This window comes from Candidatus Chloroploca sp. Khr17, assembly GCF_004138165.1.
In the GTDB taxonomy this organism is placed as follows: Bacteria; Chloroflexota; Chloroflexia; order Chloroflexales; family Chloroflexaceae; genus Chloroploca.
In genome coordinates, this window is record NZ_RYFF01000004.1 from 51,225 (window position 1) to 74,839 (window position 23,615).

General features: G+C 56.7%; 12 protein-coding genes. 11 read left to right on the forward strand and 1 reads right to left on the reverse strand.

All coding sequences use genetic code 11. From position 1 onward, the window contains the following. Positions 1-28 precede the first annotated feature (28 nt). From EKD05_RS03705 to treY, 10 genes are all read left to right on the forward strand, one after another. The gene (locus tag EKD05_RS03705; RefSeq protein ID WP_129671039.1) at positions 29-1,261 is read left to right on the forward strand and encodes a 30S ribosomal protein S1; all 1,233 of its coding nucleotides are present in this window, start codon (positions 29-31) and stop codon (positions 1,259-1,261) included. 110 nt (positions 1,262-1,371) lie between these two features. Then, positions 1,372-2,364 carry an ornithine cyclodeaminase family protein gene (locus tag EKD05_RS03710; protein ID WP_129671041.1) on the forward strand — a complete coding sequence of 331 codons (993 nt, stop codon included), beginning with the start codon at positions 1,372-1,374 and terminating at the stop codon, positions 2,362-2,364. 11 nt (positions 2,365-2,375) lie between these two features. Next, a complete protein-coding gene (locus tag EKD05_RS03715) occupies positions 2,376-3,722 on the forward strand; it encodes a UDP-glucose/GDP-mannose dehydrogenase family protein (protein WP_129671043.1) in 1,347 nt (448 codons plus the stop codon). A gap of 440 nt (positions 3,723-4,162) precedes the next feature. Further along, positions 4,163-5,011 carry a carboxylating nicotinate-nucleotide diphosphorylase gene (gene nadC / locus EKD05_RS03720; RefSeq protein WP_129671045.1) on the forward strand — a complete coding sequence of 283 codons (849 nt, stop codon included), beginning with the start codon at positions 4,163-4,165 and terminating at the stop codon, positions 5,009-5,011. Positions 5,012-5,642: 631 nt separating this feature from the next. Continuing rightward, entirely contained in the window at positions 5,643-6,422 is a 780-nt protein-coding gene (locus tag EKD05_RS03725; RefSeq protein ID WP_129671047.1) for a hypothetical protein, read from the forward strand. A gap of 183 nt (positions 6,423-6,605) precedes the next feature. Next, positions 6,606-8,639 carry an alpha-1,4-glucan--maltose-1-phosphate maltosyltransferase gene (locus EKD05_RS03730; RefSeq protein WP_129671049.1) on the forward strand — a complete coding sequence of 678 codons (2,034 nt, stop codon included), beginning with the start codon at positions 6,606-6,608 and terminating at the stop codon, positions 8,637-8,639. A gap of 34 nt (positions 8,640-8,673) precedes the next feature. Beyond that, positions 8,674-12,054, forward strand: a complete 3,381-nt coding sequence (gene treS / locus EKD05_RS03735; RefSeq protein ID WP_129671051.1) for a maltose alpha-D-glucosyltransferase — start codon at positions 8,674-8,676, stop codon at positions 12,052-12,054. Positions 12,055-12,308: 254 nt separating this feature from the next. Next, complete coding sequence (gene glgB / locus EKD05_RS03740; RefSeq protein ID WP_370374875.1) at positions 12,309-14,246, forward strand: 1,4-alpha-glucan branching protein GlgB; 1,938 nt, start codon at positions 12,309-12,311, stop codon at positions 14,244-14,246. Positions 14,247-14,462: 216 nt separating this feature from the next. Then, on the forward strand, positions 14,463-16,901 hold the full coding sequence (locus EKD05_RS03745) for a DUF3536 domain-containing protein (protein WP_129671053.1): 2,439 nt from the start codon (positions 14,463-14,465) through the stop codon (positions 16,899-16,901). A 63-nt stretch (positions 16,902-16,964) separates the two neighbouring features. Beyond that, on the forward strand, positions 16,965-20,036 hold the full coding sequence (gene treY, locus EKD05_RS03750) for a malto-oligosyltrehalose synthase (RefSeq protein ID WP_129671055.1): 3,072 nt from the start codon (positions 16,965-16,967) through the stop codon (positions 20,034-20,036). Between the two features lie 82 nt (positions 20,037-20,118). On the opposite strand, the gene EKD05_RS03755 is transcribed toward treY, so the two are convergent. Beyond that, the gene (locus tag EKD05_RS03755; RefSeq protein WP_129671057.1) at positions 20,119-21,567 is read right to left on the reverse strand and encodes a cyclic nucleotide-binding domain-containing protein; all 1,449 of its coding nucleotides are present in this window, start codon (positions 21,565-21,567) and stop codon (positions 20,119-20,121) included. 238 nt (positions 21,568-21,805) lie between these two features. On the opposite strand from EKD05_RS03755, the gene EKD05_RS03760 reads away from it, so the two are divergent. Continuing rightward, positions 21,806-23,614 (forward strand): aldehyde ferredoxin oxidoreductase family protein, encoded by a 1,809-nt coding sequence (locus EKD05_RS03760; RefSeq protein WP_129671059.1) that lies wholly within the window; start codon positions 21,806-21,808, stop codon positions 23,612-23,614. The last annotated feature ends 1 nt before the right edge of the window (position 23,615 follow it).

Sequence of the window (23,615 nt, forward strand, 5' to 3'; positions counted from 1 at the left end):
GTAAATCTCTTCGAGGAGGCTTTGAAGCATGTCGGTGCAATCGGATCAGATTACATTGGAGGATCAGGAGGATCTTGACTGGACGTTGTTATTAGATGAGTATGATTATGCCCGTCCGCAGCGCGGTGAGTTGCGTGAGGGCATGGTAATGCAAATTGAAGATAACGGCGTGCTTGTTTCGATCGGGACGAAGCGTGAAGGTGTGATCCCTTCGCAAGACCTGCGCCAGATGGGCGATGAATTCCTGAGTACACTTCAGGTAGGCGAAACAATTCAGGTCTATGTCCAGGAACCTGAAAACCGAGATGGTGATCTTATCCTCTCCCTGACGATGGTTCAGGTGGCAAAAGACTGGGAATATGCCGAGCAACTCTTTAAAGACGGCGGCATTACCCGTTGCAAGGTGATCGGGTTTAATAAGGGTGGCCTTCTGGTGCAGTTTAATCGCATCCGTGGTTTTGTGCCTGCCTCGCAGGTTGCACAGTTGCACGGACGTACTGCTGCCGAGGAACGCCAGCAGGCGCTGCAAAAGATGGTCAATCAAGAGATTCCGCTCAAGGTGATTGAGGTTGACCGCGAGCGCAATCGTCTCGTGCTCTCCGAGCGTAGCGCAACGCAAGAGTGGCGCAAGGCGCAGAAGATCCGGCTCTTGACTGAACTCCAGCCAGGTGATGTGTTGAGCGGGCGCGTCAATCAGTTGACCAACTTCGGGGCCTTTATTGACCTCGGGGGGGCCGATGGGCTGGCTCATATTTCTGAGTTGAGCTGGCAGCGCGTCAACCATCCCCGCGAGGTGCTCCAGCCCGGCCAGGAAGTCAAGGTGGTTGTGGTCGAAATTGACCGTGACCGCGAGCGCATCGGGCTCTCGATCCGTCAACTCCAGGCCAATCCCTGGGATACGATTGATCAGCGCTATACGCTCGGTCAACTGGTCACTGGCCCCGTCACGAATGTTACCCCCTTTGGAGCGTTTGTGCAGGTCGAAGAGGCCGTCGAGGGGCTTATTCACGCGAGTGAACTCGATGTTGACCCCCAGACCCAGCCACGTGATGTGTTGCAGCCCGGCCAGGAAGTGACGGCAAAGGTGATTAGCCTTGATCGTCAGCGCCAGCGGATGGGTCTGTCACTCCGCCGCATCGCTGAAAATGATAAAGAAGGCGAAGAAGCCACTGAGCCTGAGCCAGTTGAGGCCCAACCTGCGGCAGACACCGAGGCTCCGACTGAGGTCAATGCGACCGCCGAAGCGGCGGCAACTGAATAGCTCTATGCGAGCCAGAACAGAAACGGGTGAGAAGCGATGAATTGATCGCTCCTCACCCGTTTCTGTTGTATCATAGAGTGCGGTTGTCTGTGTTGAGCAAAGGTACTACGATGCGCATCCTTTCTGCTGCTGATGTCCAGGCCGCTGTCTCGATGCCCGAGGCGATCAATGCCGTCGAGTCAGCTTTTGTGCGGCTTTCAGCTGGGCACGCCGAGGTGCCCATCCGTACCCATGTTGATGCGCCGGCATATCAGGCAACCAGCCTCTTTATGCCCGCACGACTTGATGATGCTACCTACGCTGCCCTCGGGATGAAAGTGGTCTCGATTTTCCCCCAGAATGCCGCTCGTGGCGAGCCGACAATTTATGCGCTGGTAACGTTGCTTGATCCCGCGACCGGGCGTCCGGTGGCCCTGCTTGATGGTACGTACCTCACAGCCCTGCGCACCGGGGCGGCGTCAGGCGTGGCAACCCGGCATCTGGCCCGTGCTGATGCGCACGTGCTCGCCCTCTTTGGGGCCGGTGCGCAGGCTCTCCCCCAGGCACTCGCCGTCTGGAATGAACGCCCCCTTGAGCGGATCTGGCTCGTCAATCGCCGTCGTGAACGCGGCGAAGAACTGGCAAGACGGATGCGTGAGGCTGGCATCACCTGTGAGCTCCAGCTTGCCTCAACTGTTGATGCGGCCCTTGCCGAGGCCGAGCTTGTGTGTACCGCGACCTCGGCGACCGATCCACTCTTTGCTGATACGGCCCTAGGCAAAGGCGTGCATATCAATGCCATAGGGGCCTATCGCCCGACAATGGCCGAAATTCCCCTCGCCACGGTGGCCCGCGCCCGGGTTGTGGTTGATCAGCATCAGGCCGCATGGGCCGAGGCCGGTGAACTGGTGCGTGCCCGTGATGCGGGTCTGATCACGTCTGAACATATTGTTGGTGAACTCGGCGCCGTGGCCGCCGGGATCGTGGTTGGACGTACGACTGACGAGGAGGTGACGCTCTTTAAGTCGGTTGGCAATGCCGTTCAGGATCTTGCGGTTGCTCACCTTGCTTGGCAGCGTGCCTGTGAATTGAACCTTGGCGTTGAAGTTGCGTTGATGGAATAAGGAGGAGTCTCTTGAGCAATATTTGTGTGGTGGGCACGGGCTATGTCGGGTTGACGACGGGAGTCTGTTTCGCTGACCTCGGCAATACTGTGAACTGTATCGAGATCGATCCCGCCAAGCTGGAATTGTTGCGGAGCGGGAAATCGCCGATTTATGAGCCGGGCCTTGAAGAATTGCAAGAACGCAATATGCGTGCCGGACGGCTCCGCTTTACCGATAATTACGCGCTTGGCCTCGCTGATGCCCGGTTGATCTTTATTACGGTTGGGACACCAATGGGCGACGATGGCGCAGCCGATCTCTCTTATGTCAAAGCGGCAGCCCTAGGCATTGGGCAGCATCTGACCCGCGATGCTATTATCATTGATAAAAGTACGGTGCCCGTTGGTACCGGTGATATGGTCTTTTCGATTATTGCTGAACATGCCGCCCCGGGCATTCACTTCTCGGTTGTCTCGAATCCCGAGTTTCTGCGCGAGGGCAGCGCCCTGACCGATTTCTTCAAGCCCGACCGGATTGTCCTTGGCTCAATGGATCAGAAGGCCGCCGAAGAGGTCGCCGAGTTGCATGCACCCCTTGGCGCACCGATCATTATCACTGATCTCCGTACCGCTGAGATGATTAAGTATGCGTCAAATGCATTTCTCGCAACCCGGATCTCGTTTATCAATGAAATCGCCCAGATCTGTGAACGTCTCGGGGCCGATGTCCGCGAAGTGGCCCGTGGCATGGGTGCCGATAAACGCATTGGGCCCCATTTCCTCGATGCCGGGATTGGCTATGGCGGTTCCTGTTTCCCGAAAGATGTTCTCGCACTGCACCATATGGCCGCTTCCGCTGGCTGCCATCCGCAGTTACTTCAGGCCGTGATGGAGATTAATCAGTCGGCGCGAGAACGGTTTGTCCAGAAGGTCGAGACGTTGCTTGGTGATCTCGACGGCAAGTATATCGGGGTGCTCGGCCTGTCGTTCAAGCCGAATACCGATGATATCCGCGAAGCTCCGAGCCTTGATATCATTCGGGCGCTCCAGGCGAAAGGTGCCCGCGTCAAGGCCTATGATCCGGTCGCGATGGAAAATGCTGGCGAAGTCATGCCCGAAGTCACCTTTTGCGCAACGGCCTATGATGTCGCCAAAGAGGCCGATGCGCTCCTGCTCGTGACCGAGTGGAATGAGTTCAAGCAGATCAACTGGGATAAGATCCGTAGTTTTATGCGCCAACCTATTGTCGTTGATGGGCGCAATCTCTATGATCCTCAGGAGATGGCAAGTCGCGGCTTTACGTACTGGGGCGTCGGTCGTGGTAGTCGTGATGATCTCGATCTGAATCCGAAAGATCACGGCCTGCTCACAACATAATGAGTAGTTTGTAAACGATGTTTCCTGGGGTTTGTCACCCTGAGAGGCTGCCTGGAAAGGGTGGCAGCATCGTTCTACATCACGTGGTATGCCCTTGGAGTGCTGGCTTTAGCCGGCTAAAGCCAGCACTCCAGAGCAACCCGTCGACTTTTCAGACAGCCTCTGAGCAGAACGAAGGGTTGCAGGCGTCCCGATAGTTTGTCACCCAGAGCGGAGCGAACGGTCTCGGGCGTCCCAACAGCAACGATGCTGAGCAAAGCATGACAAGGCTGCACGCAGATCAAGAAACTTAGGTTACACACTTGGCACAACCATGCGTCGCACGCCTGGCATCTAGATGGGCGCTAAACGCTCTTTGCGCCTTTGCGTCAAATCATCGAACGCCTGCCGATTGGGGGTGTGGGGCGCAGCCCCAGGCCTCTCGCTTGTGGAGCCTCTCTATGGAACTGCCCACCACCCTGGTACGCGAATTGCTTACGCGTGCGCTGGCCGAGGATCTTGGAAGTGGTGATCTGACGACGCAGGCCGTGATTCCTGCGACGGCACACGTGCAAGCAGCCTTTGTCTTCCGCGAGGCTGGCCTTGTCTGTGGCCTCGATATCGTTGCCACCACCTTTGCGCTCGTTGATCCCACACTCGTTGTTATGCCCCTAGTGAAAGACGGCGCACAGGTTGCCCCCGGTACGGTGGTGGCAACGGTGAGTGGATCAGCCCGCGGGGTACTGATCGGCGAGCGCGTCGCCCTCAATCTTTTTCAACGCATGAGTGGTATTGCAACCCTCGCAGCACGCTATGTCGCTGCAGTCGCTGGAACGAAAGCCCGGATTCTCGATACACGCAAGACAACACCCGGACTGCGCCTCCTCGAAAAGTACGCCGTGCGGCTTGGTGGCGCGATAAATCACCGCTTCGGACTGTATGATGGCGTGATGCTCAAAGATAATCACCTCGCCATCCTCGCCACTCAGGGCATTGGCATGGGGGCAGCGGTGCAGCAAGCGCGTGCAGCGGTTGGGCCAATGGTGCGCGTTGAGGTCGAAGTTGAAACTGTGGCTCAGGCTGGTGAAGCCGCCGAGGCGGGGGCGGATCTCATCATGCTTGATAATATGCCCCCCGAGGCGATGCGTGCCGCCGTCAGCCTCGTGCAAGGACGTGCCTTGCTTGAAGCTAGTGGAGGTGTTACGCTGGAACGAGTACGGGCAATTGCTGAGAGCGGGGTAGACTATATTAGTGTCGGTGCCCTAACCCACGCAGCGCGCGCCCTCGATATTGGGCTTGATATTGCTTGATACGTTTGACACACAGAGAGCGCTCCTGTAGAATAGCAGTATTACATAGACCTGAAAGTGATCCTGATCATAACTTGAGAGGTACGCTGAGGAATGTGCTCAGCGTAAGACTATTCCACAGTTTGTTCAGAGGCATGAGCGCCTATTCGATCATGATCTTGCATCAAAGCTGTGCCCGAGCAAAGTGCTTTCGGTGCGGTAGCACATAGCCCGCAAGATAGTGACGTTCGCGTTGTTGCATCATCAGGCTGAGCCCGTATGCGTGCAAAAGCCTGCATCGCCAGGCGTCTGCCAGCATTGCCTGATGCACAACCCGATCCTAACGCTCTATGAGAAGGCGAGGCAAGGATCATAGGGGGGCTGATGTCTCAAGATGCGGTACATCAGTGGACACATCGCGGCACCGCATTTTTCCCCAATGGTGATGTTCAACGCTGGTTTGCTCTATGTCACTTGCTGCATCATCAGTTGATGCACAGAGTCACGCAACCACGAGGACCGCCCTGATGGTCTGTTTGATCGGAAACAACTGTTGAAGCCGATAGATCGGGTAGCTCGTCAGGCCACTGGTGGTTGTTCTATTGTTGACACTACCAACGCCTCGTTTTCGCTGCAGGAGGAAGAAAAGTTCATGGATCGTAACAACAACACAGAAACAGCCGTACACGGAACTTCGACCAACCGCTTGGCCCTGCTGGGTTTTGCGCTGATTAGCGCGGTAGCCGCGTTGCTCTTCTGGGTGCTGGTCACGACGGCCAGTGCTCAGAGTCTTGCGAATGTCACGTTGAACTGGGTTTCGCCGGGGGCAAGTGCCACGGTGAGCACACCAGTGCCGTTTGAGGTCGGAGCGACCGGCCTTGCCGATGGTACCTTTACGTACGCCTGGACGATTGACGGAACAACGACCTTTACGGATAGCGCGACCGCAGCGGCTGGGGCGGCAACGTTTACCCAGACCTACACGTTCGGCGAGATTGGTCGGTTTGGCGTTGCGTCGCAACTGACCGATGGGACGTCCACGCTGGCTGCTGACTTCCGGCAGGTGCTGGTGACCGGTACCCTCGATATCAGCAGCACGGCTGTTTCGACAGGTATCCCGACGACGTTCGTCGTGACGATGCCCGAACTGCGCACCGCTGGTGCCAGCGAGGGTGCGGTCTACAATCTCGTGATTGCGTATGGCGACGCCATCAATAGCTTCGAGCGGCTTACGGTCGCCCCAGGCACCACCACGGTGACCACGACCCATCAGTATCTGATCGGTGGAACCTTCGCGGTTACCGCACGGGTTGAATTGATCGACACCTACAACAACTATGTCTACGAAGATGCCGATGTGTTGGCAACGGGCAGTGTCCAGACCGTTGTGACGCAGAAGATCTACCTGCCGATCATTGGCAAGAACGAGTAATAACGGTGCAGGTATCACGGTACCTGGTAACAGGCTAGGCACGTCACGCTGATTGGTTTACGGTAAACTGGTCAGATCTGTTTTGAGTGAGCCGGGCGCATGGCGCCAGCCATGCGCCCGACTCATTACGTTGTTTTCGCCCCTACCCAACGCAGGGAAGAGGCGTAATGAGGGGAGCTGGAGATGCCAGCGAAGCTGAAAACGCCCACGAAGGGCACAACGGTGGCCGAAGCCGCCACATCGAATGGGCTCACCGCCTTTGGTGAGGGACGGCGGCGCGTCTTGATCGAACACGTTACCCCCCAGGTTGATGCAGGGCATTATCCGATCAAACGGGTTGTCGGTGATCTCGTGACGGTCGAAGCCGATATCTTTGCCGATGGTCACGATGTGCTCGCCGCTGTGCTGCGCGTGCGCGGCCCCGCTGATCAGTCCTGGCACGAGATGCCGATGACGCTTCTCGGCAATGACCACTGGCGCGGTGTCTTTAGTGTCGAGACGATGGGAACCTATACCTATACCCTGGTTGCCTGGATTGATCGTTTTGCAACCTGGGAACATCAGTTACACAAACGCGTTGAGGCTGGGCAAGAGGTACAGGTCGATCTGTTGATCGGCGCTGCGCTGGTCGAAGAGGCAGCCACAGCTGCGCCTGATCCAGTCGCCGCAACGCTGCACAGTTTCGCCGCAGCCTTACGTGTAGGTGACGCCGAGGCTGCCTTTACCCCTGAACTGGCCCGCCTGATGAGCGTCCACCTGCCGCGCCAGTTTGCGACAACCTTTGAGCGCGAATTGCATGTCACGGTTGATCGCCCTCTGGCACGCTTTTCGGCATGGTATGAACTCTTTCCCCGTTCGGCTGCGCTTGAGCCAGGGAAGCATGGGACATTTATGGATGTGATTGCTCGCTTGCCCTATGTGGCCGAGCTGGGCTTTGATATCCTCTATCTGCCCCCGATTCACCCGATTGGACGCCAGTTCCGTAAGGGCAAAAATAATAGTGTCACGGCGCTGCCTAGTGAACCCGGTAGCCCCTGGGCGATCGGCGGCCCTGAAGGCGGCCATAAGGCGATCCATCCCGAATTGGGTACCCTTGAGGATTTTCACGAACTTGTCGCTGCAGCACGAAGCTATGGCCTCGAGCTCGCCCTCGATATTGCCTTTCAGTGCTCGCCTGACCATCCCTATGTGCGTGAACATCCCGAGTGGTTCCGCGCCCGCCCCGATGGTACCATCCAGTATGCTGAAAATCCACCGAAAAAGTATCAGGATATCTATCCCTTCGACTTTGAAACGAGCGATTGGCAGGGTCTCTGGTATGAACTCAAGAGCGTTTTTGAATACTGGATTGTGCAGGGCGTAACGGTCTTTCGCGTCGATAACCCCCACACCAAGAGTTTTCGCTTCTGGGAGTGGTGCATTGGCAGTCTGAAGCATGACCATCCTGAGTTGATTTTTCTCTCTGAGGCGTTTACCCGCCCCAGGGTGACGTATAATCTTGCCAAGCTCGGTTTTACGCAAAGTTATACCTATTTTACGTGGCGCACCGAGCGCTGGGAACTGGCCGAGTATCTGCTCGAGTTGACCCAGACCGAAATCAAGGATTATTTTGGCCCCAATTTCTGGCCTAACACGCCTGATATCCTGACCCCTCAGTTCTATCCCGGGCACCGCTCGGTCTTCCTGACCCGTGCTGCCATGGCAGCGACGATGATGGCAAGCTGGGGCATGTATGGACCCGTCTATGAGTTGATGCAACACGTACCAGCCCAAGGCCGGGAAGAGTATCTCAATAATGAGAAATATGAGATCCACCATTGGGATCTAGACGACCCGACCAGCCTGCGCACCTTCATTGCACGCCTGAACCAGATCCGTAAAACGAATCCGCCGCTTCAGCGCAATGCGAACGTGCGCGTGCATCCAGTCGATCGCAACTTTGCGCTGAACGAGCACCTCTTTGCCTATAGCAAAACAACCGATAATGCCACTCATATCATTCTTGTGGTGGTCAATCTTGACCCCGAGCAGGTGCAGACTGGCTGGGTGCATGTGCCAGTCGATGAGTGGCACCTCGGGGCAACCTATCTTGCACACGATCTGTTGAGCAACGAGCGGTATGTGTGGCAGGGCGAATATAATTATGTCTCACTTGATCCTGCGACGATGCCCGTCCATATCTTGCGGCTGGAACGCCAGGAGGAGCTGCCTGGGTAGCGTGCGGAACATTTTTGATGCCTTCTAGGAGAACATGGCGATAGTAAAGCAGACCCGACCGAGCCGGACGCCGCAGGTTTTTGCGCATGATCCGCTCTGGTATAAAGACGCGATTATTTACGAGGTACACGTTCGGGCCTTCGCTGATAGTGATGGCGACGGGATTGGTGATTTCAAGGGGCTGACGAGCAAGCTCGATTATCTGCAGGAACTTGGGGTGACCGCCATCTGGTTATTACCCTTTTATCCTTCGCCCCTCAAAGATGATGGCTATGACATCGCCGATTACACCGATGTTCACCCATCATATGGCGATATCGCCGACGTGCGCCTCTTTATTCGTGAGGCGCATCGGCGTGGGTTGCGGGTGATCACCGAACTGGTGTGCAATCACACCTCTGATCAACATCCCTGGTTCCAGCGTGCGCGCCTTGCCCGTCCCGGTACCTCCCAGCGCGATTTCTATGTCTGGAGTGATAATCCCCAGAAGTATAGCGATGCGCGCATTATTTTCAAAGATTTCGAGACTTCAAACTGGACCTGGGATCCGGTTGCCGGGGCCTACTATTGGCATCGCTTCTACAGCCACCAGCCTGACCTGAACTTCGAGAATCCTGCCGTGCATCGGGCAATCTTTAAGGCCATGGAGTTCTGGCTTGATATGGGCGTGGACGGTCTTCGCCTTGATGCCATCCCCTATCTCTATGAAGAAGAGGGGACAAATTGCGAGAATCTGCCCCAGACGCATGTCTTTCTGAAAAAGTTGCGCCAGCAACTCGATGCCAAATATCCGGGACGCATGTTCCTCGCCGAGGCGAACCAGTGGCCGGAGGATCTGATTTCCTATTTCGGGGATGGCGATGAGTGCCATATGGCTTTCCATTTCTCGGTGATGCCCCGCCTCTATATGGCGGTACATCAAGAGAATCGCTTCCCGATCATTGATATTATGCATCAGACGCCGACGATTCCTGATACATGCCAGTGGGCGATCTTCCTCCGTAACCACGATGAGTTGACCCTCGAGATGGTGACCGATGAAGAACGCGACTATATGTATCGTTTCTATGCCAAAGATCCGCAGGCTCGGATTAATCTGGGCATTCGTCGCCGCCTCGCCCCATTGCTCGGCAATCATCGGCGCAAGATTGAACTGATGAATGGCTTGCTCTTTTCGTTGCCCGGCACGCCAGTGCTCTATTATGGTGACGAGATTGGCATGGGTGACAATATCTATCTCGGTGATCGCAATGGGGTGCGTACCCCGATGCAGTGGGCTGGGGATCGCAATGCTGGCTTTTCACGCACGAATCCACAACGCCTCTTTCTGCCGGTTATTACCGACCCCGAGTATCACTACGAGATGGTCAATGTTGAAAACCAACTTGCCAATCAGCACTCGTTGCTCTGGTGGACGCGACGGCTGATCGCGCTGCGGAAACGCTATAAGGCGTTTGGCCGAGGCACTCTCGAGTTTCTCCATCCCGAAAACCGCAAGGTGCTCTGCTTTATTCGGCGCTATGAAGAAGAGACGATCCTCGTCATTGCCAATCTGTCGCGGTTTGTGCAAGGTGTCGAACTTGACCTGTCGGCCTTCCGGGGTATGATGCTGGTCGAGATGTTTGGTCAAGTCGAATTCCCTTCAGTGGGCGATCATCCCTACTTTATTACTGTTGGCCCACACAGTTTCTACTGGTTTAGCCTGGTTGCCCAGCGGGCCGAAGGTTTGCGCAGCGATGGGGGCGGGCTTGTTGATAGTGTAGATGTGCCGCTGCTCACCATTGAAGCCGGCGGATGGGATGCGATCTTTTATGATGGCCGCCAGGCGCAACTAGAACAGGTTTTGCCTAATTATTTGCGCCCACGTCGCTGGTTTGGGGCCAAGGCACGCCGGATTAAAAATGTGCAGATCGCCGATGTGGTGATGGTTCCTCATGACGATACGCTTTCGTACCTTGTTCTGGCAACGGTTCAGTATACCGAAGGAAGCGCCGAAACTTATCTCTTGCCAATGGCCTATGCCGAAGGCGAACGGGGTCGCAATATTCTCGCCGACTCACGTCACGCCGTCATTGCTCGGCTGCGCGTCAACGATCAGCAAGAAGAACCTGGCATGCTCTATGAGCCCCTCATTGACCGTGGGTTCTGTGCGATGCTGCTCGATCTTGTCGTTGGGCGACGCCGTCTGCGCAGTGAACATGGGGCCGAGTTGACGGCAGTAACAACACGGGCGCTACGGGGCATGGTCGGTGATGGGGCGGGCCTTGAAGCTTCGGTGATGCGTGGCGAGCAGAGCAATACCTCGATCAATTTTGGCGGGCGCATGATCATGAAACTCTTCCGCAAAGTTGATACCGGGGTCAATCCCGATCTTGAAATTGGACGCTACCTCACCGATGAGGCTGGCTATGCCCATACCCCGCCGCTGGCCGGGGCGATCGAGTATACAAGGCCTGGCGAAGAAGCGATCACGCTGGCCTTGTTGCAAGGCTTTGTACCCAATGAGGGCGATGCCTTCGATTTTGCGATTGATGTGCTCAATAGCTATTTTGATCGCGTGCTGGTCGAGCCTGAGTTGGTCGCACCTGCAACCGAGGTGACCATTGCTGCGCTGCTTGATGCCGACGTTGAACCGCCAACTCCCGGGGGTGAGTTGATCAGTGCCTATCTCGACTCGGCTCAGTTGCTGGGCAAACGTACCGCCGAATTGCATCTAGCCCTTGCACGCGGCAAGTCAACGGCATTTGCGCCTGAACCCTTCTCGCTGCTCTATCAACGCTCGCTCTACCAGTCGGTGCGCAGTTTGACCGCTGAAACTATTCAGGGCTTGCGTAAGGTGCTGCCAGGTTTGCCCGAAAACGTCCGCGAGGATGCTAGTCAGTTGCTGGCCCTTGAGTCAGAGTTGATGGCTCGCTTCCGACGGGTTAGTGCGACGAAGATCGAGGCCTCGCGAACGCGGATTCACGGTGATTACCACCTCGAGCAGGTGCTCTATACCGGCCTTGACTTCATGATTATTGACTTTGAAGGCGAGCCGATCCGGCCGATTAGCGAGCGTCGCATTAAACGTTCACCGTTACGTGATATCGCCGGTATGCTGCGCTCGTATCAGTATGCAGCCTATTCAAGTTATTTTGAACGCCTCCAATCGACTACGCTGTCGCCCGAAGAGACGGCACGTCTGCGTCAGTGGGCCGATTTTTGGGCCTTCTGGGTTGGTGCCGCATTCCTGCGCAGCTATCGTGAACATACTGAAGGGGCTTCGTTTGTGCCCGCTGCACGTGGTGATCTTGAGACCCTCCTCGAGGTCTTTTACCTCGAGAAGGCGGTCTATGAGGTTGCCTATGAGATGAATAATCGCCCCACCTGGCTCAGCATTCCGCTTAGTGGAATTTTGCGCCAGATTACAGGGTAAACTTCTCTGGATAGAAGTTTTTCCCATTTGATGAGGAGTATATGTCAGAAGAGCTTAAAAAACCACGTCGTAGTCGTACAAAACAAACGACAACGTCACCCGAATCAGTGACAGAAACAACGGCTACGCCTGAAGTGAACACGCCCGTGGTGCCTGAACCAATTGAGGTAGCCAGCCAGACTGATGAAGCCGTTGTTGCGACGACTGAAGATCACGATTCGTCCGATGCTGTGGCTGAACCAATGCCGTCAGGGATGCCCTCAATCGCGATCCCTGTGCCGACAGATCCCTATCCCGGATCACCGATTTTGACTGACGATGATATCTATATCTTCAACGAAGGCAATCACTTTCGCTTGTACGAGAAACTGGGGGCGCATGTTACCACAGTAGATGGACAGGAAGGCACCTATTTTGCGGTCTGGGCGCCAAATGCCGAGTATGTTGCGGTGATAGGTGCCTGGAATAACTGGCATTCGGGTCACAATCCGCTCAAGGCTCGGGGTGACTCGGGGATCTGGGAAGCCTTTGTGCCTGGGGTTGTCAAAGGGGCGAGTTATAAGTTCCACGTCTCGTCGCGCTTTCACGCCTACAAAGAAGATAAGACCGATCCCCTAGGTATTATGTATGAGGTTTCCCCTGGTACCGCCTCGATTGTCTGGGATCGCGCGTATACCTGGAATGATGAGGCCTGGATCGAGAGCCGCATGCAGCGTCAGAGCTTGCATACGCCAATGTCGATCTATGAGGTTCACCTTGGATCATGGATGCGCGTCCCCGAAGAAGGGGGACGCTCACTCTCGTACCGCGAGATTGCGCCCAGGCTTGCCGAACACGTCAAGCGCTGCGGCTTTACCCATATCGAGTTGCTCCCCATCACCGAGCATCCCTTCTTTGGCTCGTGGGGCTATCAGACGACGGGCTTTTTTGCTCCGACTAGCCGCTATGGGACACCTCAGGATTTCATGTACTTTGTCGATCATCTCCATCAGCAGGGGATCGGGATTATCCTCGACTGGGTGCCTTCGCACTTCCCAACTGATGGCTTTGGCCTGAGTTACTTTGATGGTACCCATCTGTATGAACATGCCGACCCCCGCAAAGGCTTTCATCCCGATTGGGGGAGCTACATCTTCAACTATGGACGCAATGAGGTGCGGAGTTTCTTGATCAGTTCAGCGCTCTGCTGGCTCGATACGTTCCACCTTGATGGCCTGCGCGTTGATGCCGTCGCCAGCATGCTCTACCTCGATTATTCGCGGCAGCCGGGTGAGTGGATCCCCAACCAGTATGGCGGGAACGAGAATATCGACGCGATCATGTTCTTGCGCCAGTTCAATACCGAAGTCTACAAGAACTTCCCCGGGGTTCAGACCATCGCTGAAGAGAGCACGGCATGGCCGATGGTGTCGCGCCCGACGTATGTGGGCGGGCTCGGCTTTGGGTTTAAATGGGATATGGGCTGGATGCACGATACGCTCTCGTATTTCCGTCGTGACCCAATCTTCCGCCGGTTCCATCACAACGAGTTGACCTTCCGCGGGCTCTATATGTTCACCGAGAACTATGTGCTCGCGCTGTCACACGACGAAGTGGTGCATGGCAAGGGTTCGTTGCTCGACAAGATGTCGGGTGATGTCTGGCAAAAGTTTGCCAACCTGCGCCTCCTCTATAGCTATATGTATGGTCAGCCAGGCAAGAAGCTTATTTTTATGGGTAGTGAGTTTGGCCAGTGGCGCGAGTGGAAACACGACGAGAGCCTTGATTGGCATCTGATGATGTTCCCGTCGCATCGCGGTATCGCTGATACACTCGCTGATCTCAATCGCCTCTATGTGAGTGAACCAGCCCTAGCTGAACTGGAGACCGATCCCGATGGCTACGAATGGATCGATGCGAATGATGCCGATAATAGTACCTACAGCTTCTTGCGCAAGGCACGTTCGAATGGCGATCAGATCCTGGTCGTGATGAATGCAACCCCGATCATCCGTGAAAACTACCGCGTCGGGGTGCCTCGTGGTGGCTGGTGGGAAGAGCTCTTTAATAGCGATGCCAAAGAGTACTGGGGCAGTGGCATTGGCAATGCTGGCGGTGTTATGGCCGATGACCAGCCGAGCCATAATCGCCCCTTCTCGCTTACCATCGACCTGCCCCCACTCGGTGCACTCTTCTTCAAGAGTCGCGGGTAGTCGAGGGTTGAGGCCAGGGTGCCCGCGGCACCCTGGCCTCAACTTACGTGCTTTTCGGCGGGGACAGCGGGCCTGTGACCCCAAGAAGCTCTCTTCATTCTTCTGGCGCACGATGCCCGCAAAGCTGGCATCGTGCGCCAGAAAAACCGCAGGTTTTGCGGGCAACAACCCTAAATGTAATGTATATAGGGCCATCGGCCCACACACCACAAGCTTATGCCTGAGCGATACATCTGTATACACGGCCACTTCTACCAACCACCACGCGAAAATCCCTGGATCGAGTCGATTGAGCAGCAAGACTCGGCCTACCCCTACCACGACTGGAACGAACGCATTACGGCTGAGTGCTATGAAGAGAATGCTGCCTCGCGGATCCTTGATGCCCAGGATCAGATTGTTCGCATTGTCAACAACTACAGCCGCATTAGTTTCAATGTCGGCCCTACCCTGCTAAGTTGGCTTGCCGAAAAATCCCCCCGTGTCTATCAGGCGATCCTCGATGGCGATGCCGAGAGCATCCGCTCTTTCGGGCGTGGCTCGGCGATGGCCCAGTGTTACAACCATATCATTATGCCGCTTGCCTCGCGCCGCGATAAGCTAACACAGGTACGTTGGGGGATTGCTGATTTTATCTATCGCTTTGGGCGCCATCCCGAGGGGATGTGGCTACCCGAGACGGCCGTCGATCTTGAAACCCTCGATATGATGGCTGAACACGGGATTGTCTTTACGATCCTTGAACCGCATCAGGTCAGCCATTTCCGGAAGCTTGGCGATCTCGTCTGGAATGATGTGCGTGGCGGGCGCGTTGATCCGACCCGCCCCTATCTGGTGCAACTCCCCAGTGGTCGTTCCATCACGGTCTTCTTTTATGATGGCCCGGTCTCCCGCGCCGTTGCGTTTGAACGCCTCTTGGTCAATGGCTCAACCTTCGCCGCCCGTATTGCCGGCACTTTCAGCGAGTATCGCCCCTGGCCCCAGATCGCGAATATCGCAACTGATGGCGAAACCTATGGGCACCATCATCGCCACGGTGATATGGCCCTTGCCTATGCGCTGCAGTATATCGAAGAACGTGGCCTCGCACGTCTGACCAACTATGCCGCCTACCTCGCGGCCTATCCGCCGACCCATGAGGTGCAGATTGTCGAGCAGACCGCCTGGAGTTGCGTGCATGGCGTTGGTCGGTGGAGCACCGATTGTGGCTGCAATAGCGGTGGCAATCCGGGTTGGCGTCAGACGTGGCGTGCACCACTACGCGCTGCGCTTGATTGGGTGCGCGATACGCTGTCGCCACGCTTCGAAGGGCTCGGGCGTCATTTGTTGCATGATCCCTGGGCCGCCCGTGATGACTATATCCAGGTGGTTCTTGAACGTACCCCCGAACGCATCGAGGCCTTCCTGCAACGCCACGCTCGCCCGTCACTCGATGAGAGCCAGCGCATCGCTGTCCTGAAATTGATGGAACTCCAGCGCCATCTGATGTTGATGTACACCTCGTGCGGCTGGTTCTTTGATGACCTCGCGGGGATCGAGACGGTGCAGGTGATCATGTATGCAGGACGGGCCATTCAACTTGCGCATGAACTGTTTGGCGAAGATTATGAGCCCAGTTTTCTTGTGCGGCTCGCCCAGGCCCAGAGCAATGATCCCGCCCAGGGCGATGGCCGTCAGATCTATGAGCGCAAGGTTCGCCCAGCAATCGTTGATTTGCGCAAAGTCGGTGCCCACTATGCGATGTCTTCACTCTTTGCCGGGTACGAAGAGCGCGCGCAGGTCTATAGCTATCTCGTTGAATACGAAGATTATCACCTGCTCCCCTCGGGCAAGACACGTCTCGCGATGGGCCGGATGCACATCCGTTCGGTGATTACTGGTGAGTCGGCCCGCCTGAGTTTTGGGGTGTTGCATATGGGCGACCATAATATCTCGGGGGGGGTGCGCGAGTATCAGGACGAGACGGCGTATCACCTGATGATCGAAGAGTTGAGCGAGCTCTTTCTGCGCGCTGATCTTCCTGGTGTGATTCGCATGATTGATCATACGTTTGGTCGCGATGCGTCGTCACTCAAGTTGCTCTTTGGTGATGAACAGCGCAAGATCCTCAAGATCGTGCTTGATTCGAGCCTCGCCGATGCGACTGCTTCGTATCGGCGGATCTATGAGCAACATGCCCCCTTGATGCGCTTTCTGGCGAGCCTCGGGACGCCAGTGCCCCACGAGTTTCAGATTGCCGCCGAGTTTGCGCTCAATACCGAGTTCCGCCAACTGCTCGAAGCTGACTCGCTCGATCTTGACCGCATTCATGCCTTGCGCCGCGAAGCCTCACGTGCCGGGGTGACGCTTGATAGCGCTGGCATCGGTTATAGCCTCTCGCAGACGATCGAACTGATCACCGACGCATTTCAGGCGCAACCCCGCGATCTCGCGTTGCTGCAGCAACTCGATGATGCCGTCGGTCTGGCCCGCGGGCTACCGTTTGAAGTGGATGTCTGGCAAACGCAGAATGTCTATTATCAGTTGCTTCAGAGTACCTACCTTGATGTACGGGCCGAGGCGGCCCAGGGTTATAGCGAGGCACGGCAGTGGATCGTTGCCTTTACGTCGTTAGGTCAACGTCTTGGTTTTCAAGTCCGCACGGGCAGTGGGTAACAACGCTGTTTGCGTTGTGCGACTGCACGGTCTTTGTATCGCTTTGTAGAGTGAAAGAAATCCATGAAAGCATCACTTCGCCCCCAGGATAAAGAGGGCATCGAGCAACTGTTGCATCAACTGCCACGCCGCCTCCCCCGGGCAACGTACCGACTTCAGTTTCATGGTGCTTTCAACCTTGATCACGGGGCGCAGCTTGCCGGGTATCTGCAACGCCTTGGCATCAGTGATGTCTATGCTTCACCAATCTTGACGGCCCGTGTGGGGAGTCTCCATGGCTATGATATTACTGACCATGGCCAGATCAACCCCGATCTCGGTGGCGACGAAGCCTTCAAGCACTTCAGTGACACGCTGTTGCAGCATCATCTTGGCCTGATCCTTGATGTGGTGCCCAACCATATGGGCATTGGTGATCTACGCAACACATGGTGGTCGGATGTGCTCGAGAATGGGCCATCTTCAATCTATGCGCACTATTTTGATATTGATTGGGATCCTGTGCGCCCTCAGTTGCGCGCTAAAGTGTTGCTCCCCATTCTGGGGGCGCAGTATGGCGATGTGCTCGATGCCGGTGAACTGCAACTCCGCTATACGGGCGGTGCGTTCTTCCTTGCCTACTACGAGCATCTTTTCCCGCTTGATCCATGTAGTTATGCCGAAGTGCTTGGCTATAAACTTGATGCTTTGATCAGCGAGCTTGGCAGCGATCATGTGGATGTGGTCGAGTTGCAGAGTATCCTGACCGCTCTCTCGTATCTGCCCGCTCATACCGAGGTAGCCCCGGAAAAGGTGTTGGAACGCAATCGCGAAAAAGAGGTGATTAAACGACGGCTGGCCAATCTCTATGAGCAGAGCGAGCCAGTGCAGGCGGCCATCGAAGCGACCCTGGCCTTCTACAATGGCACGCCAGGTCAAACCGAGAGTTTTGATCGCCTCGAGGAGTTGATCGCACGACAGCCATATCGCCTCGCGTTCTGGCGGGTTGCCACCGAAGAGATCAATTATCGCCGTTTTTTTGATATTAACGATCTCGCCGCGATCCGCGTCGAGTTGCCCGAGGTTTTGCAGGCAACCCATCAACTGGTTTTTCGTCTGCTTGCTGAAGGACGTGCGACTGGCCTGCGGATCGATCATCCCGATGGCCTCTGGCGCCCGCCCGCCTATTTCCGCCAGTTGCAGGCGAGCTATCTTGAAAACTGGGCCGCCGCAACCCTCAAAGCTGCTGGTCTTGAACCCGGTGAGGAGGCCACCGACTCGGCCATCGTTGACCACGTCGCCGCTTGGATCACTCAGACGCTTGCCCAGAGTGAACGCGAGGGTGCTTCATGGCCGCTCTATGTGGTCGCCGAGAAGATTCTGTCGGCTGGTGAGGATTTGCCCGCTGATTGGGCCGTGGCTGGTACAACTGGCTACGATTTCTTGAATGAGGTCAATGGTATTTTTGTTGATCAAGCGGCACGCAAACAACTTGATCGCCTCTATACCGATGTGGCTGGCGTGCAACCGCGCTTTGCTAATCTCGTCAATAGCAAAAAGAAGGAGATCATGCTCGTCTCGCTGGCGAGTGAGATCAATACCCTGAGCCATATGCTCGACCGGCTCACCGAGCGCAATCGCCACTATCGTGACTTTACCCTCAATAGCCTCACCTTCATTATCCGTGAAGTGATTGCCTGTCTGCCCGTCTACCGCACCTATATCAGTGGTCTTGACACTGTCACGCCCTGGGACGAGCGCTATGTTGAAGCTGCGGTGCGTGAGGCCAAGCGCCGTAATCCTCGTACCGCCGAGACGATCTTCAATTTCCTCTGCGATACGCTCTTGCTCCGCAATCTCGCTAGTTTCGCCGAAGATGCTCGCCCCGAGGTGATCCGCTTTGTGATGAAGTTCCAGCAGATCAGCGGGCCGGTGATGGCCAAGGGCGTTGAAGATACGACGTTCTATGTCTATAACCGTTTAGTCTCGCTCAATGAGGTCGGTGGGCATCCCGAGAACTACGGGCATAGCGTTGAGTACATGCATAAGCATGCCGGTCATCGCAGTACACGCTGGCCCTCTTCGATGCTCGGCAGTTCGACCCACGATACCAAACGGGGCGAAGATGTGCGCGCTCGGATCAATGTGCTCTCAGAGCTTCCTCAAGAATGGCGTCAGATCGTCAGCCGCTGGACACGCCTCAATCTGCGCAAAAAGAAGACGCGTGATGACACGACAATGCCCTCGCGCAACGATGAGTACCTGCTCTATCAGACCCTGGTCGGGGCATGGCCTTTTGCCAATGGCGCAACCCCTGATCCCGAAGTCTATCGAGGTGAGGCACTTGAAGGGTTCCGCGAACGCATTGTCCAGTATATGGAAAAGGCAACCCGTGAGGCCAAGGTGCATACGAGTTGGGTCAATCCCAATGCCGACTATGATGCCGCTGTCCGCCGCTTTGTCGAGGGTGTCCTTGACCCACGCCGCAGCGGGCGCTTTCTCGATAGCCTCGCGATCTTTGCCGAGCGCATCGCTTTCTTTGGCTTTTTCAATAGCCTGGCCCAGACCCTGATTAAACTGACGGCACCAGGGGTGCCCGATATCTACCAGGGCTGCGAGCTCTGGAATTTGAGCCTCGTTGACCCCGATAACCGCCGTCCGGTTGATTATGCCGTGCGCGAACGTCTGCTCGATGAGATTGTCACGCGGTGCGAAGCTGGCGAGCAGGCTGGCTTTGCGCAGGAGTTGTTCGAACAAATGACCGATGGTCGCATCAAGCTCTATCTAACCTACACCGTCTTGCAGGTGCGGCGGGCGAAGCCAGAGCTCTTTGTCGGCGCCGGTTATCTGCCGCTTGCCGGCGCCGGCGACCACGCCGACCACGTGGTCGCCTTTGCCCGCCAGAGCGATGCGGGCGAGTTGCTCACCGTTGTCCCACGGTTGCCGTTGCGCCTCGCCAATGGCGAACGTCTGCCCCCAACTGGTGAGCGCTGGGGCGAAACGCGTCTGATTGTTCCCCACGCCGCCGATGGCACCCGCTATCGCGACCTGTTTACCGGGGCTAGCCTGGCCGTCGATACCCACGATAACCACACCGGCTTCTGGATGCGCGACGTGCTTGCCCAGTTCCCGGTTGCGTTGTTGGAACAGATCTGAGCGGTGGGGCGGCCCCACTACCTCGTTGTAGCCAAAGCCCGGGCCTCAGCTTTGTTGTAACCAGCCGCACTTGCGCGGCTGGTTACAACGGAAAAACTTCTTCCACCGGAACCAGTCGTAACGACCCCGTCGGGCACCTGCTGACACACGTCAGGTCGTTGTACCCATGGCACAAGTCGCATTTGTCGGCGCGATGCGTCGGCCGCGCTGGCTCCAACGGGATCATCGGGCTCCGCCGCAGGCGATCACTCGCGGCCCGTAGCATTGTCACCAGCGGCCCACGCTGAGGACGCTGGTGGGGCAGCGGGACACTCGCAACGGCATCGTAGGGGCACGCTTCAAGGCATTTGCCACACCCCGTGCAGGCGTCGGTGATGATCAACACACCGTTTTCGGTGCGCTCAAAGGCGTCATCAGGGCAGACTTCCACACATTCAGCGCCGACACTGCATTGCCGACAGGTATCCACAACATCAAACTGATCAATCATGGCCCCGTTCAGACTCAAACGGGCACGCCCATGGCGATCGGCACACGCCTGCTCGCAGATGCGACACTCTGGTGGGCAGAGTTCCGGGGTGCGCACGAGTAGATGAGTGCCCCGCAACAGGCCCTTCGTCACCGCCAGTTCAACCTGGTGCTTCCGCTCTTCATCATTGCTCACCTTCTCCGAGTTGCTGAGACGGGCTTCGATGACCTGGCGGAGTTGCGCTTCAAGCTCCGGACGCTCTTCAATCAGGCGGTAAAATTCAGCACCTGGCAGGGCAAGCACATCGGTAGGGGTCAGAGCGCGCACATTCGCCCGATGGGGCTTGCTGGTCAACAACGACATCTCACCAAAGAAATCGCCTTCACCCAGCGTAGCAATGGTCACGCCATCTTGTTCAACTATCACCTGACCATTCTCAAGCAAATAGAGCGCACTCGCCGGTTCGCCCTGACAGATAATGAGGTTACCCCGCGCAACATGCATTGGTTCAAGTAACCCCGCCAAGGCCAGACGCTCCATCGGGAAGAGTTGACTCAACAAGGGGACCCGCGCCAGGGTACAGTCAACCATTCGCTGCTTGTAGACACGGCGCAAAGCCGCAGCGAGCATGGGCATGCTACTCATTGCGTCGCGGAGTTCGGCCATCGGTATCTGCAAAAGGTGGCAGTCGGTTTGTGTCAGTGCGCTCATCCGCCGAAAGAAATCACCAAACAGCGGCCCTTCGCCAAAACAATCGCCACGTGACAATGCTCCCATCAACACATCGCGGCTATCTTTGTCACGCAAGCGCAAAAACAGGCTCCCCTGCAATATAATGAAGAGGAAGCGATCCTGTTTCTGTTGTCCTAAGAGCGTCGCCCCGGCAGGGAAAGCGCGAAACGTGCTCATCGCCAGCAGACGGTTCAATTCACCCGGCGGCACATCTTGGAAGCAATCAAGGCACGCCAGCACTGCCAGCGCTTCTTTACGCCGCATACTCTCACGATCAGCCCGCGCCTGTGCGACAGGCGAACGGGCTGGTGAAGGTTTTTTTGCCGCCATTGCTACCTACCTTAGGTCTCATATGCATGAACTTTAGGGCGCTAGCCCTAAAAACCCATATGTATGCTGGTGCAAACCGCCAGTGACGCTGGCTGTTTGCACCAGCATACGTATGACGCTTGGGTCCGCAGGCCCCAAACTACTCACAAGCCTGAACCCTACTATACCATACCAGATTGCGCGAGCAAGGTATAATGGAGGAAAAGAAGATGATGTAGCATCGTGAGCAATGTACCTTATGGCTCTCCGTACTCTGACCATTGACCTGGCACGCGGTCACGCTCGCCAGTTTTTGCCGGCTACGGTCGAACGCGATTATCTTGGTGGTCGTGGCGCAATTGCATGGCTGCTCTGGCATCACCTGCCGCCCGCTACGGCTCCGATGGCTCCCGAAAATGTGCTGGTCTTTGCCGCAGGTCCGCTCGCTGGCACCTCTGCGTTTGCCTCGGGCGGCTTTGTGGTTGGAACCCGTTCGCCCCTGACTGGCGCAATTGCTTATAGCTGGGCCCAGGGTCACTGGGGGGCACAGTTGCGCCGCGCTGGCTATGATGTGCTCGTGATCCGTGGTCAGGCCACCGATTGGGTCTACCTCGCGATCGAGGATAATCAGGTGCAACTGCACTCGGCAACGCATTTGCTCGGTGCTGATACGGTGGCAACCGCCGCGATGCTTCAAGCTCGCCACGGCTATGAGGCCACTGTGCTCGCACTTGGCCCCGCCGGTGAGGCCGAGGTTGCCTATGCCAGCATTGTTGCCGAGGGTCGCTACCCCGCTGAACCCGCCGGCACCGGCGTTGTGATGGGGGCGAAACGCCTCAAGGCGATCGTCATTCGCGGTGGCCCGCCGTTGACGGCCCACGACCCGCAGCGTATGCAGGCCGCCCTCGATGTCATCCGCCGCCGCGTTGAAAGCAGCCACGTTGCCGCCGGCCTCAGTGAGGTTGGCAGTAGCCATCTCCTCACGCGTGCCGTTGAGCAAGGCGCGTTCACTGAACACAATGGGCAACGTGGATACGGCAGTGAGCACATGCTCACCCTTCGGTCTAGCCTCACTGCCCATCCCCGTGAGTCGCGTGGCTGCCAGGATTGTCCGATGCCCTGTTATTTCGATCTCTTCCAGAACCCCGAGGTGCGCCGCCCTGTGCCCGAACTTGAATGTGTCGCTGGGTTTGGCGCTTGGTGTGGCATTACTGACCTTGATTGCCTCACCCTGCTCGCTGACCGCTGCCTCCGCCTCGGGCTTGATCCCGTTGCGACGAGCGCTGCCGTCAGTTTTCTGATGGAATGCCAAGAGCAGGGGCTGACTCAGCAGAAGTCGCTCGTCTGGGGCGATGGCAAGGCGATCCTCACTGCCGTCGAGAACCTCGGTCGCAAGCACGAGAAACGTGACCTGCTCTCGCTTGGTGTTGGTGAGATGCAAGGTGTCTTCTGGGGTAGTGAGGCTTTTGCGCCGCAGGTCAAGGGCCAGGCGATGCCCGCCCTCGATGTGCGTGCGTCCTATCTGCTGGCCCTCGCGACCGCGACCGCCCCTATTGGCGGCGATTATCGCTATGCGATGGCCTACGAACCCTTCCATCCCACGCCGCCGCCCTGGATTCCTGAACAGTCCGGAATGCCCCACGACGCTTATGGCAAGGTTGCCCGCCTCATTTGGCACGAGCGCTTCGCCGCCATCCTCGATGCCGCCGGAATCTGCCGCCGCCTCGGGTTGATGGGCTATCAGATTTCACCACGTGAATTGCTCGCGTTGATCGCCGGGGCAACCGGGGTGGTCTTGACCGGCGCCGATATGTCCCGTCTCGGTGAACGTATTCTGACGGTCGAACGCCTCTTTGCTCGTCGGTATGCCGATAATGGTGGCCTTGATACGCTCCCCTCTCGCTGGCTGCGTGAGCCGCTTGAAGATGGATCCGCCGCCGATCAACTGCCTCCCCTTGCTTCGATGCTCGCCGCATATTATCAGCGCCACGGGTGGTCGCCTGCGGGCGATCCAACCCCCGAACGCCTGGATGAGCTTGGCATTAAACGTCCAACGAGTAGTGCTTAGT

What these genes read in the sequence shown, in the direction of transcription:
- EKD05_RS03710 (WP_129671041.1), top strand. Translation starts at nt 1,372, where the DNA reads ATGCGCATCCTTTCTGCTGCTGATGTCCAGGCCGCTGTCTCGATGCCC.
- glgB (WP_370374875.1), top strand. Translation starts at nt 12,309, where the DNA reads ATGCCCTCAATCGCGATCCCTGTGCCGACAGATCCCTATCCCGGATCA.
- treS (WP_129671051.1), top strand. Translation starts at nt 8,674, where the DNA reads ATGGCGATAGTAAAGCAGACCCGACCGAGCCGGACGCCGCAGGTTTTT.
- treY (WP_129671055.1), top strand. Translation starts at nt 16,965, where the DNA reads ATGAAAGCATCACTTCGCCCCCAGGATAAAGAGGGCATCGAGCAACTG.
- EKD05_RS03725 (WP_129671047.1), top strand. Translation starts at nt 5,643, where the DNA reads ATGGATCGTAACAACAACACAGAAACAGCCGTACACGGAACTTCGACC.
- EKD05_RS03745 (WP_129671053.1), top strand. Translation starts at nt 14,463, where the DNA reads ATGCCTGAGCGATACATCTGTATACACGGCCACTTCTACCAACCACCA.
- EKD05_RS03755 (WP_129671057.1), bottom strand. Translation starts at nt 21,567, where the DNA reads ATGGCGGCAAAAAAACCTTCACCAGCCCGTTCGCCTGTCGCACAGGCG.
- nadC (WP_129671045.1), top strand. Translation starts at nt 4,163, where the DNA reads ATGGAACTGCCCACCACCCTGGTACGCGAATTGCTTACGCGTGCGCTG.
- EKD05_RS03760 (WP_129671059.1), top strand. Translation starts at nt 21,806, where the DNA reads ATGGCTCTCCGTACTCTGACCATTGACCTGGCACGCGGTCACGCTCGC.
- EKD05_RS03730 (WP_129671049.1), top strand. Translation starts at nt 6,606, where the DNA reads ATGCCAGCGAAGCTGAAAACGCCCACGAAGGGCACAACGGTGGCCGAA.
- EKD05_RS03705 (WP_129671039.1), top strand. Translation starts at nt 29, where the DNA reads ATGTCGGTGCAATCGGATCAGATTACATTGGAGGATCAGGAGGATCTT.